Source organism: Arthrobacter sp. B10-11 (assembly GCF_033142195.1).
Classification (GTDB): domain Bacteria; phylum Actinomycetota; class Actinomycetes; order Actinomycetales; family Micrococcaceae; genus Arthrobacter; species Arthrobacter oryzae_C.
The window spans coordinates 1,103,094-1,116,408 of sequence record NZ_JAWMTH010000001.1 but is presented as its reverse complement, the minus strand read 5'-3'; the positions used below and the strand labels follow the sequence as shown (position 1 = coordinate 1,116,408).

General features: G+C 66.0%; 14 protein-coding genes. 10 read left to right on the top strand and 4 right to left on the bottom strand.

The window, feature by feature from the left end; all coding sequences use genetic code 11:
* Position 1: 1 nt before the first annotated feature.
* The 6 genes from RW112_RS05245 to RW112_RS05220 all read left to right on the top strand — a co-directional run bounded on the left by RW112_RS05245 (position 2) and on the right by RW112_RS05220 (position 6,776).
* Positions 2 to 2,053 (top strand): bifunctional aldolase/short-chain dehydrogenase, encoded by a 2,052-nt coding sequence (locus RW112_RS05245; protein WP_411709854.1) that lies wholly within the window; start codon positions 2 to 4, stop codon positions 2,051 to 2,053.
* A complete protein-coding gene (locus tag RW112_RS05240; protein ID WP_317780709.1) occupies positions 2,050 to 3,573 on the top strand; it encodes a rhamnulokinase family protein in 1,524 nt (507 codons plus the stop codon). The genes RW112_RS05245 and RW112_RS05240 overlap by 4 nt, the downstream gene beginning before the upstream one ends.
* A 48-nt stretch (positions 3,574 to 3,621) precedes the next feature.
* The gene (locus RW112_RS05235; protein WP_317780708.1) at positions 3,622 to 4,632 is read left to right on the top strand and encodes an acetylxylan esterase; all 1,011 of its coding nucleotides are present in this window, start codon (positions 3,622 to 3,624) and stop codon (positions 4,630 to 4,632) included.
* Positions 4,633 to 4,981: 349 nt separating this feature from the next.
* Positions 4,982 to 6,100, top strand: a complete 1,119-nt coding sequence (locus RW112_RS05230) for a 3-deoxy-7-phosphoheptulonate synthase (RefSeq protein WP_317780707.1) — start codon at positions 4,982 to 4,984, stop codon at positions 6,098 to 6,100.
* A 168-nt stretch (positions 6,101 to 6,268) separates the two neighbouring features.
* Positions 6,269 to 6,481 (top strand): helix-turn-helix domain-containing protein, encoded by a 213-nt coding sequence (locus RW112_RS05225; protein WP_305942106.1) that lies wholly within the window; start codon positions 6,269 to 6,271, stop codon positions 6,479 to 6,481.
* Between the two features lie 196 nt (positions 6,482 to 6,677).
* Positions 6,678 to 6,776 (top strand): 30S ribosomal protein bS22, encoded by a 99-nt coding sequence (locus RW112_RS05220; protein ID WP_003792170.1) that lies wholly within the window; start codon positions 6,678 to 6,680, stop codon positions 6,774 to 6,776.
* A 198-nt stretch (positions 6,777 to 6,974) separates the two neighbouring features.
* Here RW112_RS05220 and RW112_RS05215 read toward each other — a convergent pair whose 3' ends face one another.
* The gene (locus RW112_RS05215; protein ID WP_305942105.1) at positions 6,975 to 7,793 is read right to left on the bottom strand and encodes an HAD family hydrolase; all 819 of its coding nucleotides are present in this window, start codon (positions 7,791 to 7,793) and stop codon (positions 6,975 to 6,977) included.
* A gap of 116 nt (positions 7,794 to 7,909) precedes the next feature.
* Here RW112_RS05215 and RW112_RS05210 point away from each other — a divergent pair, with 116 nt between their 5' ends.
* Together RW112_RS05210 and RW112_RS05205 are read left to right on the top strand one after the other, a co-directional pair.
* Positions 7,910 to 8,164, top strand: coding sequence for a glutaredoxin family protein (locus RW112_RS05210; RefSeq protein ID WP_317780706.1), 255 nt, complete (start codon positions 7,910 to 7,912; stop codon positions 8,162 to 8,164).
* Positions 8,165 to 8,242: 78 nt separating this feature from the next.
* Positions 8,243 to 8,938 carry a redox-sensing transcriptional repressor Rex gene (locus tag RW112_RS05205; protein WP_317780705.1) on the top strand — a complete coding sequence of 232 codons (696 nt, stop codon included), beginning with the start codon at positions 8,243 to 8,245 and terminating at the stop codon, positions 8,936 to 8,938.
* 82 nt (positions 8,939 to 9,020) lie between these two features.
* Here RW112_RS05205 and RW112_RS05200 read toward each other — a convergent pair whose 3' ends face one another.
* The 3 genes from RW112_RS05200 to RW112_RS05190 form a co-directional block, all read right to left on the bottom strand.
* Entirely contained in the window at positions 9,021 to 9,776 is a 756-nt protein-coding gene (locus RW112_RS05200; RefSeq protein WP_317780704.1) for a hypothetical protein, read from the bottom strand.
* Positions 9,777 to 10,050: 274 nt separating this feature from the next.
* The gene (locus RW112_RS05195; RefSeq protein WP_317780703.1) at positions 10,051 to 10,926 is read right to left on the bottom strand and encodes a hypothetical protein; all 876 of its coding nucleotides are present in this window, start codon (positions 10,924 to 10,926) and stop codon (positions 10,051 to 10,053) included.
* A 287-nt stretch (positions 10,927 to 11,213) separates the two neighbouring features.
* Positions 11,214 to 11,762: a YceI family protein gene (locus RW112_RS05190; protein ID WP_317780702.1), complete on the bottom strand. Its 549-nt coding sequence runs from the start codon at positions 11,760 to 11,762 to the stop codon at positions 11,214 to 11,216.
* 220 nt (positions 11,763 to 11,982) lie between these two features.
* Here RW112_RS05190 and RW112_RS05185 point away from each other — a divergent pair, with 220 nt between their 5' ends.
* Both RW112_RS05185 and RW112_RS05180 read left to right on the top strand, forming a co-directional pair.
* A complete protein-coding gene (locus RW112_RS05185; RefSeq protein WP_317780701.1) occupies positions 11,983 to 12,648 on the top strand; it encodes a histidine phosphatase family protein in 666 nt (221 codons plus the stop codon).
* Positions 12,649 to 12,725: 77 nt separating this feature from the next.
* Positions 12,726 to 13,301: a TlpA disulfide reductase family protein gene (locus tag RW112_RS05180; RefSeq protein ID WP_317780836.1), complete on the top strand. Its 576-nt coding sequence runs from the start codon at positions 12,726 to 12,728 to the stop codon at positions 13,299 to 13,301.
* Positions 13,302 to 13,315 lie beyond the last annotated feature (14 nt).

The window sequence follows — 13,315 nt, the reverse complement described above, 5'->3', positions numbered from 1 at the left end:
CATGACTATGCAAAACACCACGAACAAGACTGTTGAAGACCTGATTTCCCGTTCCAACCGCCTGGGCGCGGATAAGCGGAACACCAACTTCGCCGGCGGCAACACCTCCGCGAAGGGCGCCGGGAAGGACCCCGTCACGGGCGAGGACGTCCAGCTGCTCTGGGTGAAGGGCTCCGGCGGGGACCTCGGCACCCTGAAGGCGGAGAACCTCGCCGTGCTGCGCCTGGACCGGCTGAACGCCCTGAAGAACGTCTACCCCGGGGTGGACCGCGAAGACGAAATGGTGGCCGCTTTTGACTACTGCCTGCACGGCAAGGGCGGCGCTGCACCGTCGATCGACACCGCCATGCACGGGCTCGTGGACGCCCCGCACGTGGACCACCTGCACCCGGACTCCGGCATCGCGATCGCCACGGCGGCGGACGGGGAGGCACTGACCACCAAGATCTTCGGCGACAAGGTGGTCTGGGTGCCGTGGCGCCGCCCCGGATTCCAGCTGGGCCTGGACATCGCCGCGATCAAGGACGCCAACCCGCAGGCCGTCGGCACCATCCTGGGCGGCCACGGCATCACCGCCTGGGGTGCCACGTCCGAAGAGGCCGAGGCCAATTCGCTGTGGATCATCGACCAGGCCGAAAAGTTCATCGCGGAAAACGGCCGCCCGCAGCCCTTCGGCCCGAAGATGCCCGGCTTCGGCGCACTGCCGGAGGCCGAACGCCGCGCGAAGGCCGCCGCGCTGGCGCCGGTGATCCGCGGGCTGGCGTCCACGGACAAACCGCAGCTGGGGCACTTCAGTGATGACGCCGTCGTGCTTGACTTCCTGGAAGCCGCCGAGCACCCGAGGCTCGGCGCCCTGGGCACGTCCTGCCCGGACCACTTCCTGCGCACCAAGGTCAAGCCGCTGATCCTGGACCTGCCCGCCGATGCCTCGATCGAGGACTCGACCGCCCGGCTGCAGGAACTCCACGCGGACTACCGCGAGGACTACCGGGCCTACTACGACCGCCACGCTTCTCAGGACAGCCCGGCACTGCGCGGCGCTGACCCGGCCATTGTGCTGGTCCCCGGGGTGGGCATGTTCTCCTTCGGTGCGAACAAGCAGACCGCCCGCGTTGCCGGCGAGTTCTACCTCAACGCCATCAACGTGATGCGCGGCGCCGAGGCCATCTCCACCTACGCCCCGATCGAGGAATCCGAGAAGTTCCGGATCGAGTACTGGTCCCTGGAGGAAGCCAAGCTGGCCCGCCTGCCCAAGCCGAAATCGCACGCCACCCGCATCGCGCTGGTGACCGGGGCCGCGTCCGGCATCGGCAAGGCCATCGCCACCCGCCTCGCCGCTGAAGGTTCCTGCGTGGTGATTGCCGACCTGAACCTGGAGAACGCCCGGGCTGTCGCTGCCGAGCTCGGAGGACCGGACGTGGCCGTCGGCGTCCAGGCCGACGTGACCGACGAAGCACAGATCGCCGCCGCCATCCAGGAAGCCGTGCTGGCATTCGGCGGCCTGGATCTGGTGGTCAACAACGCCGGGCTGTCCATCTCCAAGCCGCTGCTGGAAACCACCGAAAAGGACTGGGACCTCCAGCACAACGTCATGGCCAAGGGCTCCTTCCTGGTGGCCAAGGCCGCGGCGAAGGTCATGATCGGCCAGGACATGGGCGGGGACATCATCTACATCTCCTCCAAGAACTCCGTGTTCGCCGGCCCGAACAACATCGCCTACTCCGCGACCAAGGCAGACCAGGCCCACCAAGTGAGGCTCCTCGCGGCCGAACTGGGCGAATACGGCATCCGCGTCAACGGCATCAACCCCGACGGCGTGGTCCGCGGCTCCGGGATCTTCGCCGGCGGCTGGGGCGCCAAGCGCGCCGCGGTCTACGGCGTGGACGAGCAGGAACTGGGCAAGTACTACGCCCAGCGCACCCTGCTCAAGCGCGAAGTCCTGCCCGAGCACGTGGCCAACGCCGCCGCCGTGCTCACCAGCGCCGAACTGTCCCACACCACCGGCCTCCATATCCCCGTGGACGCCGGTGTGGCCGCAGCCTTCCTCCGATGAGCACCGTGCCACCAACCCAGGACACTGTCCCGGCCACGGCGGCCGGGGCGGTGTCCGCCGCTCATCCCAGCGGGCGGGTCTTCGCCGCCGTCGACATCGGCGCCTCCTCCGGACGGGTCATCCTGGGACGGGTCTCCGGCGGCGCCGGCTCGGAAAGTGCCACGCTGGAGACTGTCCACCGCTTCCCGAACGGTGTGGTGGCGTCCGACGGCGGCCTGCGCTGGGACTTCGACGCCCTCTTCGCCGAGGTGCTCACCGGCCTCGCTGCCGCGGCCCGCACCGCCGCGGAGCGCGGCGAAACGATCAGTAGCATCGGGATCGACACCTGGGCGGTGGACTACGGCCTGGTGAACGCCACGGGGGAACTCACGGCCCAGCCGTTCAGCTACCGCGATGACCGCAGCCGGGCCGCCGTCGCGCCCGTGCACCAAAAACTGGACCCGGCCCGGCTCTACGCCACCACCGGGTTGCAGTTCCTGCAGTTCAACACGATCTACCAGCTCGCCAGCGAACCGGACCTGGAGGGGCTGCAGGCCCTGCTCATCCCGGACCTGATCGCGTTCCTGCTCACCGGTGTCCGCCGCACCGAGGCCACCAACGCCTCCACCACCGGGCTGTTCGACGCTGTCGCAGGGGAGTGGGCCACCGAATTCCTGGCAGCCCTGGACCTCCCCAGGAACCTGTTTCCGCCGCTGATCCAGCCCGGCGAAAGGGTGGGCACGCTCCTGCCGGAGATCGCGTCCCGCGTGGGCCTGCCGGCCGGCACCACGGTGGTGGCTGTCGGCTCACATGACACCGCCTCCGCCGTCGCCGCTGTCCCCGCCGGTGCAGCCGGCTCCGGGGCCGGGAACTTCGCCTACATCTCTTCCGGGACCTGGTCCCTTGTCGGTGTCGAGCTGAGCCACCCCGTGCTCACCGAGGCGGGCCGGCAGGCGAACTTCACCAACGAGCGCGGCGTGGACGGCACCATCCGGTACCTCCGCAACGTCGGCGGGCTCTGGCTGCTCAGCGAATGCCAGCGCACCTGGGCCCAGCAGGGATATACGGCGACACTGGACGAACTGCTTGCCGCGGCCGCTGCCCTGCCGTTCGGCGGGCCGCAGGTCAACGCCGATGATCCGTACTTCATCGCCCCGGACAACATGCCGGACCGGATCCGCGCGGCCGCCCGCAACACCGGCGCCGTCCTCCCCGACAACCCCGCGGCGATCACCCGCTGCATCCTGGACAGCCTCGCCGCCGGTTACGCCCGGACCATCGCCGACGCCGAACGCCTCGCAGACGTGCCAGTGGACGTGGTGCACATCGTCGGGGGAGGCTCGCAGAACCGGTTGCTGTGCCAGCTCACCGCCGACGCCACAGGCAAACGCGTCATCGCCGGACCCGTGGAAGCCACTGCACTCGGCAACGTGCTGGTCCAGGCCCGGGCGGCGGGCGTGGTCACCGGCGGCCTCGCCGAACTGCGGGCACTGGTGCGTGGCTCGCAGCCGTTGGAAAGTTATCAGGCGGCGCTGGTCTGAGTCGCCGCAGTCCGAACTACAGCCCAGCAATTAGAGAACCGGAACCCGATGCCCCTCTTCGACCTACCGCTTGAGCAGCTCCGAAACTACACGTCCGGCGCCACCGCCCCGGCGGACCTTGACGCCTTCTGGGACCGCACCATCAGCGAAGCCCGCGAGTACCCGCTGGAGGCGGTGTTCGAACCCGTGGACAACTACCTCACGGTGATCGACACCTTCGACGTCACGTTCGCGGGCTTCGGCGGTTCCCCGGTGAAGGGCTGGCTGCACCTGCCGGCGGACCGTTCGCCGGACGAGCCGCTTCCCGTCGTCGTGCAGTACGCGGGATATTCGGGCGGGCGCGGGCTGTCCAATCAGGACACCAAGTGGGCGCAGGCCGGGTACGCGCACTTCATCATGGACACCCGGGGCCAGGGTTACGGCGGTCTGCTGGGGGACACCGCGGACCCGCACCCGTCCGCGGGCGGTGTGGCGCATGCGGGACTGATGACCCGCGGCGCCGGAAGCCGCGAGGACTACTACTACCGCCGGGTCTATGTGGACGCCTTCCGCGCGGTGGAAGCCGCGCAGGCCCATCCCGCCGTCGACCCCTCCCGGGTGGTGGTGGCCGGTGTCAGCCAGGGCGGCGGCATCACCGTTGCCGTGGCCGGGCTCGCGGCCGGAAGGCTCGACGGCGTGATCGCCGCGCTGCCGGATGTTCCGTTCCTGCAGGACTTCCCCCGGGCCATCGACATCACGCCGCGCGGGCCCTATCCGGAGATCGCCGCATTCCTGGCCCGTCACCGGGACCGCTATGAGGCCGTCCTTGCGGTGCTTAACTATTTCGACGGCGTCAACCTGGGCCGGGCGGCAACCGCGCCGGCGCTGTTCTCGGTCGCACAGGCGGACGACATCTGCCCGCCGTCCACCGTTTTCGCCAGCTACAACGCATACGGAACGGGCGCTGGAAACGATGCGCCGGCCAAGGACATCGAGGTGTACCGCTTCAACAACCATGAGGGCGGACAAGAACACCAGTGGAACCGGCAGCTGCAGTATCTGCGCAAGCTGCTCGGCTGATTCGGCACGCTCTCCCAACTGACTCGCACTTAACGCTCCGAAATCGCGATTTCGGAGCGTTAACTGACAGTCAGTTGGGGGATGGTCGCGCGCTTAGGCCCCGCAATATGAGGTCGCGAAATGAGCGTGAATTTGCGGACCCGGCGTCCCCGCGGTTATGGTCTTGGCTATGACTAACCGTTGGTATGCGTATTTTTCGTTGGCTCTGGAGGGGCCCGCGTCTAACTGACACGCATCCAACTTACCTTCAGAGCCAACAGGGCAGAGATCATTCTCTGCCCTTCGCCATTTCTCCGGCGGGTTCTGATCTGGGCCCGCTCCGCACCTCTTCCGGAACAGGACCCGCACCATGAGCACCGCAGCAGCCACCGAAACACAGCATTCCACGTCCAACCTGCGCGTCAGTGAATTCCGGCCGCTGCCGTCGCCCCAGGACATGATTGCGGAACTGCCGCTTGACTCCCGGGTGGCGGACGTCGTCGAACGGGGCCGGGACGAAGTCCGGGCCATCATGGACGGCGTGGACGACCGCCTGCTGGTCATCGTGGGACCCTGCTCGATCCACGACCCCAAGGCCGGCCTGGAATACGCCCGCAGGCTGGTCAGCCAGGCGGAGAAGCACCGGGAAGACCTCCTGGTGGTCATGCGGACCTACTTCGAGAAGCCCCGCACCACGGTGGGCTGGAAGGGCCTCATCAACGATCCCCGGCTGGACGGCAGCCACGACATCGCCACCGGGCTGCGGGCGGCACGCCAGTTCCTGAAGCAGGTCACCTCGCTGGGCCTTCCCACGGCCACGGAGTTCCTGGAGCCCATCAGCCCCCAGTACATGGCTGACCTCGTCTCCTGGGGAGCCATCGGTGCCCGCACCACCGAAAGCCAGATCCACCGCCAGCTGGCGTCCGGGCTGTCCATGCCCATCGGATTCAAGAACGGGACCGACGGCGACCTCCAGGTCGCCGTGGATGCCTGCAGCGCCGCCGCGGCCTCCCAGGCGTTCCTCGGGATCGACGGTGACGGCCGGGCAGCGCTCGTGGCCACGGCAGGCAACCCGGACACGCACGTGATCCTCCGCGGCGGCCGCAAGGGCCCCAACTACTCCGCGGCGGACGTCGAGGCAGCATCGGCAAAACTGGCCGCCAAGCAGCTCAACCCCAGGCTCATCGTGGACGCCAGCCACGCCAACAGCGGCAAGAGCCACCACCGCCAGGCCGAGGTTGCCCTGGAAATCGGCGCCCAGCTGGAAGACGGCGGAGCGGCGGCTTCGGCGATCGCCGGCGTCATGCTGGAGAGCTTCCTGGTGGGCGGGGCGCAGAACCTGGACGTGGCCGAGCACGCCGCCGGCACTGACGAGCTGGTCTACGGCCAGAGCGTAACGGACGCCTGCATGGAGTGGGACGTGACGGCTTCCGTGCTGGGCCAGCTGGCAGCATCCGCCCGCAAGCGCCGGAGCGCTCTGGCGGGCTGAATTCGCTGAGGGTTCACGGAAAACTGGTTACGCCGAATGACTTTCACTATGGCACCATCAGCCACTAGAGTAACTAGCACAGGGTAGGTTGATGGCTCAGCATCGGCACACCGCAATGGGGTTTCAATGGGGTTGCCTTTATCAGCTGTCAACAAAGGAATAAGGGAAATGTCCGCAGAGTCGAACTTCTCGAACGCTCAGTTCCTGACTGTGGCCGAAGTGGCCGAGCGCATGCGCGTTTCCAAAATGACCGTGTATCGCCTTGTTCACTCCGGAGAGATGCCTGCCGTCCGTTTCGGCCGGTCCTTCCGGGTGCCGGAATCCGCCGTCGAACAGTACGTCAAGGGTGCTGTTGTGGAAGGCCAGTCGGACACCGCGTAAGCTCCCTCGAACCCGCTGTATGGCCGCCCCCAACGTGCGCTGCCAGGCGGTCGGTCAGTGAGTCCGCCGGATAAGCGGTACCCTGTTAGGGAACGTTTTTCGTTATTGTAAGAATCTGTTTGTTGTTTAGTCTGTTGCCTAGTCCACGGACCTCTTCCATCAGACAGGTACTCCATCTAGTTTGTAAGGAACTTTCGTGGGTTCAGTTATTAAGAAGCGTCGCAAGCGTATGGCCAAGAAGAAGCACCGCAAGTTGCTTCGTAAGACCCGCCACCAGCGCCGTAACAAGAAGTAGAGATACTTCCTACAGCGTGAGATGCCCGTTGCCTTTGGCAGCGGGCATTTTTCTTTGGGCTTGGTTCCCGGCAGCAGCGCGCTTCGGACGCGCATCTGGCGGCGGGACGCGGAGCGGGCGTGGGGACGCGGATATCCAGGCGTCCCTGGGCCATATCCGTGTCCGCACACCGTTTGCGTGTCCCACTGCGGGGGGGGGCTAGACCGTGGGGCCGCGGAAGCGGGTGAAGCCCCTCCAGAGTCCGTAGACAGCCCCGCCAACCGTGGCGGCCTTCAGCCCAAGCGTGGCGGCACGTCGTCCGGAGCGGAAGTCGTAGACCGGCCAGTTGTTTTCGCGCGCATGGCGGCGGAGGCGGGCATCAGGGTTGATGGCCACGGGATGGCCCACCATGCTCAGCAGCGGAATGTCATTGTGGGAATCGCTGTAGGCCCAGCAGCGCTTGAGGTCCAGGTCCTCGGCGTCCGCGATGCCCTGGACAGCCACCGCCTTGGCCTGGCCATGCAGGATGTCACCCACCAGCCGGCCGGTGTACGCGCCGTCCTTGATTTCGCCCACGGTTCCCAGTGCGCCGCTCAGGCCCAGCCGGGTGGAAATCACCGTGGCCACCTCGATGGGGGTCGCCGTCACCAGCCACACCATGCGGCCCACCCGGAGGTGCTGCTGGGCCAATGCCTTGGCGCCCGGCCAGATCCTGGACTCGATCATCTCATCGAAGACTTCTTCGCCGAGGGCTTTGATGTCTTCCACGGTGATGCCGGCCGCCAGCGTCAGGGCCGAATCGCGGACCGCGTGGACGTCGTCCATGTTCTCGCCGCGGAGGACGAACTTGAACTGCTTCCACGCCATCCCGGCCGCCTGCGGCAGCGTGAAGGCGCCGCGCTGGTGCATTTTCCGGGCCACATGAAACAGGCTGGCGCCCTTCATGAGGGTGTTGTCGACGTCGAAGAAGGCGGCCTCGCCGTGCTGCAACGCACCGGCCGGCTGCCGGATCACGGCGACGTACTTCTCCTCGGGCATGACTCGAGTCTAGTCAATGGGCAATGCCTGCGCTGTCGCGACCGCGGCATGGTGCCGTCGCGGCCGCGACTATCCCGCCGTCGCGGCGGGGCGGCAGCCCGGGCTACGGTTGATGCATGGCACATCCCGACGTCGTCCTCATCACCAAAACTGACTGCCACCTCTGCGAGGCGGCGCGCGACGCCGTCGGACGGGTCACGGCCGCACTGGGACTCGAATGGACGGAACAATTGGTGGACAACCTGCCGGAGCTCCGCGAGCGGTACGCCGAAGAGATTCCCGTGGTCCTGGTGGACGGGGTCCAGCGCGACTTCTGGAAGATCGACGAAACCCGCCTGGAACGGATCCTTCGCCAGGCCGCGGCCAAGTAGGCGCGGCCACTCCTGCTTTGTTGGCATTACGGACGGGGCTCTAGAGTGGACTCACAACGCGACGCAATGGAGCAGATAGTGACTTCGCTGGATTCATCCCCCGAGGCCGTTCACGGGGAGAGCGGAACTGCGGCCAAGCAGATTCCGCCCGCGGCCGTGGCCCGGCTGACCATCTATTTGCGTGCCCTCACCACAATGCTCGCGGAAGGCGTTGAACGCGTCTCCTCTGAGTCCCTGGCAGAAGCCTCCGGCGTGAGTTCGTCCACCCTCCGCAAGGACCTCTCCCACGTCGGGTCATACGGTACCCGCGGCGTCGGCTACGAAGTGCAGTACTTGAGCCGCCATATCTCAGCCGCGCTCGGGCTCACCAAGGACTGGAAAGTGGCTATCGTGGGCGCCGGCAACCTCGGCAAGGCCTTGGCGCGGTACGGCGGATTTGAATCGCGGGGTTTCGACGTCGTGGCCATTTTCGACGCCGACCAGATGGTGGTGGGCAATGAGGTTGGCTGGCTGCGCGTCAGCGACGTCGCGGACCTGGAACCGGTGCTCCAGCGGACCGGCGCCAACATGGTGGTGCTGGCACTGCCTGCCGCCGTGGCCCAGGGTGTGTGCGACCGCGTCATCGCCGCCGGTGTGCGGAGCATCCTCAGTTTCGCCCCGGTGATGCTGCAGGTGCCGGCGGGCGTCAACCTGCGAAAGGTGGACATGGCCACCGAGCTGCAGATCCTGGCCTACCACGCCCAGCGGATCCAGATCCCGGAGGACGGCGAGTAAGCCAGCCGGTCCCGTGCTGCCGCGCGTCACGCGTGCGGCCGCTCGGTTGGTTGGTGGCGGCCGCTGTGTGGCCGCTCAGTTGTTAGCGGCCGTAGGGGTTACCGGGCTGACCGTAGGGGCTAGCGAACGGGTGGTACTTCCGGAAATACGGCGCTGACCCGGGGAGGTACAGCAGCACCATGGCGGCAACTCCGGCGAGGATGGACGGCGTTCCAGGACCGTTCTCGAAAATTCCCAGCAGGGAAAAGGCGGCCAAGATAGTGCCGAGAATGCGGGCCCAGTTCCGGCCCTTCCTGATTTTGAAGGCCACGAGCGCATAAAGCAGGACGCCGACAGCGGCAATCAGCGCCACCATTCCCACGATGATGCCCTTGAGTGCCTCGAAATCCACCTCTGCGCCGCTGGTTGCCAGCCGCGCTTCCATCTGCCTGCGCAGGGCGGGGTCATCGAGGGAGCCCATGGAGAAGAAGATCGAACCCACCCAGAAGAGGCAGGCGAGGACTAACAGCCAGAAGGAGGCGTTCACCAGCGGGGGCGTGGCACGGCCCGAGTTCCCCTGCTGCGGCAGTTCGGAGGGGTAAGCGAGGTACTGCTGTTGCCCGAACTGCTGCGGCTGCGCAAACGGCTGAGGCTGTGCAAACTGCGGCTGCGCAAACTGCTGCTGCTGTGCATACTGCGGCTGCCCGGATTGGGGTGCTTGGCCGTATTGGGGCCCCTGGCTGTATTGGGGCGGCTGCGCGTACTGCGGCGGCTGCGCGTACTGCGGCGGCTGCTGGCCGTATTGACCGCCGGATGCGGAATCGTTGGAGGGCGACGGCGGGATGGACGGAGTGCTCATTGTTGATCCTTTGCAACTCGATTGCTCAGTAATCTCAACCGGGATCAGCCACATCATCCTGCCCCCAGTGTGATTTTGCTAACACGGTACCGCGCGCAGGGGCGTTCTGGGCATAGTTTGAAGCTCAATTTCGGCTCAAGAGATTGCCGGGCAAACGCAAAGGGCGCGGACTCCGGCGGCCGGCGACTGAATTCGCCTGGTCCATCCAAAGTCCACGCCCTCCGGGTGTGGAACTGAGTTGCCTCGGTTTGGTGCTTTTGTCTACAGGGCGGGACTAGCGGCCGTAGGGGTTGCCCGGCTGGGAGTAAGGGCCCCCGAAAGGCTGCTGCTTCTGGAAGTAAGGTGCGGACGCCGGGAGGTACAGCATCACGATCGCCGCGATGCCCAGCAGGCCCGAGAGGGTTCCGAGGCTGAGCGGGAACAGGCTGAAGATCGACAGGGCGGCCAGGACGGTGCCCAGGATGCGGGCCCAGTTCTTGCCCTTGCGCACGTTGAACGCCACCAATGCGTACAGGCCGGCACCGATGAGGCCGACCACCACCATCATGCCGATGATCAGGCCCTTGATCGACTCGAAGTCGACGTCCGCGCCGCTTGTCCGCATCTGCTCCTCGAACGTACTGCGCATGGCCGGATCATCGAGCGCGGGAATGGCGATCAAAAGGGAGACCAGCCACAGGACGCCCGCTGCAACGATCATCCAGAACGCGTTGTTGACCATTTTTGGAACCCCGCCGGCTGCGACACCCTGCGGCTGCTCGGACGGGTACTGGGCGTAGGGGGACTGTCCGTACTGCTGCGGCGCCTGCCCGTAGGGCTGCTGCCCGTACTGGGGAGCCGGAGGCTGCTGCCCGTACTGCGGCTGCCCGTACTGGGGTGCGTTCTGTCCGTATTGCGGCGCGGCAGGGGGCTGCTGCCCGTGCTGCTGCTGGCCGTATTGCGGCGCGTTCTGGCCGTATTGCGGCGCGGCAGGGGGCTGCTGCCCGTGCTGCTGCTGGCCGTATTGCGGCGCGTTCTGTCCGTATTGCGGAGCCGCGGGGGACTGCTGCCCGTACTGGGGGGTGTTCTCTCCCTGCTGCGGAGCGTCGGGGCCGGGCTTGCCGTTTTCAGGTTCGTTCGGGCTGGCCGGGTTGGCTGGCGGGGTGCTCATAGTTGGTCCTTTGCGGGTCGACTACTGACTAATCAGGTACCGGGATCAGTAAACGGTTCCCTGCCCCCAGCATGGTTTGGTTCCACCGTACCGCGCTCCGGCCGCCCGGTGGATCATTCCGAAGAGGTATTCTGACCGGTCGGGTCCGGCGGCTTCGTTGCACGAGGAACCGGTGCCGAACCATCCGGATTAAACACATCGCCCCGCTCCGTCGCGGGGACGGAGCGGGGCGCTGTGGTGGTGCAGTACTCCCGGTACTGCTACTGCCGGTAACTAAAGGCAGGGAATTACGCGGCGGGTGCGATGAAGGCGAGCTCGAGGTTGATGCCAACCTTGTCGCTGACCAGCACGCCGCCGGCTTCGAGGACGGCGTTCCAGGTCAGGCCGAAGTCCTTGCGGCTGATGGTGGTTTCAGCGGTGAGGCCGGCGCGGGTGTTGCCGAAGGGATCCACAGCCACACCGTGGAGCTCGGTTTCGAGGGCCACCGGGCGGGTAACACCCTTGATGGTCAGGTCGCCCTGGAGCTCGTAGGCGTCGCCCTTGGGAACGATCGCGTTGGAGACAAAGGAGATCTCCGGGAACTTCTCGACGTCGAAGAAATCTTCGCCGCGGACGTGGCCGTCGCGGTTGACGTCGCCGGAGTCGAAGCTGGCAGTCTGGATGGTGGCATTCACCTTGGAGTCGGCAACGTTCTCGGAGAGGGCCAGCGTTGCTGTGGCGTCAGTGAATTTGCCGCGGACCTTGCTGATGCCGGCGTGGCGGACAGTGAAGCCGATTTCGCTGTGCGAGTTGTCGAGGGTCCAGGTGCCGGTGGTGATGTTAGCGGGCAGTGCCATGGTGGTGCTCCTTGTGTTCTGTGGTGGAAGGTCTCTTGCGAAGGACATCTGATCGCCAGCCGAAACTTCCTTGGTTGAAGTCTCAACTAACTGCTTCACCCAGTATAAACATGCATTTGCATCTTTTATTCCAACTCCGGGGAACATTTTTCAAAACTTCTGAGTTCTACTTCCTGTAGAAGATTTCAGATCGTCCGACATCTTTGAGAAACTGGTAAACATGCCCCAAGCCACTGTTCATCTTCTTCGCCATGGCGAGGTCCACAATCCGGACGGCGTCCTGTACGGACGGCTGCCGGAATTCCACCTCTCCGATCTCGGGCAGCAGATGGCCAAGACCCTCGCAGTGCACTTCAGTGACCGCGCAGCCGGCGGGGCCAACATCGTGCACCTGGTCGCGTCACCCCTCACCCGCGCGCAGGAAACAGCCCACCCCATATCGGAAGCGTTGAACCTCGAGATCCACACCGAGGCGCGCATTATCGAAGCTGAGAACCACTTCGAAGGCCTCAAGGTCAACAAGGCCGAGCTCCGCAAGCCAAAACACTGGCTGTACCTGCGCAACCCCTTCGTGCCGTCCTGGGGCGAGCCGTACAAGAACCAGGCCGCACGCGTCATCGCTGCGGTGCACGACGCGCGCCGTCGTGCCATTGAGCTGGGCGGGGAGGGCGCCGAGGCCATCCTGGTCAGCCACCAGCTCCCCATCTGGTCCACGCGCCTGAGCGCCGAGGGCAGGCCCCTTTGGCATGATCCGCGCAAGCGCGAATGCACGCTCACGTCCATCACATCGCTGGTGTTCGACGACGACGGCACCCTCCTGCGCGTTGAGTACAGCGAGCCTGCTGCCGCGCTTCTGCCCGGCGCCTCGAACACTCCGGGGGCCTGAGCGTGGCCGGATTCAAGTTCACCAAGGCAGCTGGCGCACGCCATGAAACGACGAACGCGGCGTCGCGCCGCAGCGTTTTGGCCGCGGGCGGCCTCGGCCTGGCCGCCCTTACCCTGGGGCTTTCCGCGTGTGCCCAGGAGGACGCACTGGCCAAGCAGGCCAAGGCCGGAGACAACAAGAACTACGTGGCCGGCGACGGCTCGGTGACCGAGTTTGCCGCCGCAGACCGCAAATCCGCCGTCGGCATCAAGGGCACCCTGTTCAACGGCACCACCGTGGAGCCCGCTGACTTCGTCGGAAAAGTCACCGTGCTCAACTTCTGGTTCGCTGCCTGCGCACCGTGCCGCGTCGAAGCACCATCCCTCGAAGCCCTCCACCAGGAGTTCAAGGAGCAGGGCGTGCAGTTCTACGGCGTGAACCTCCGCGATGAAAAGGCCGCCGCCGAGGCGTTCGACAAGACCTTCAACCTGACCTACCCCAGCTTCCATGACAAGGACGGCGGCGTACTCCTGGCCGTCTCCGGGCTGGTTCCCCCGGGTGCTGTGCCCACCACGCTAGTGCTGGACAAGCAGGGCCGGGTTGCCTCCCGTGTCCTGGGTGAAATCCAAAAGGGCACGCTCAAAGCCCTCATAGCCGCCGCTGTGGCAGAGTAACGGCGGCGCCCCCA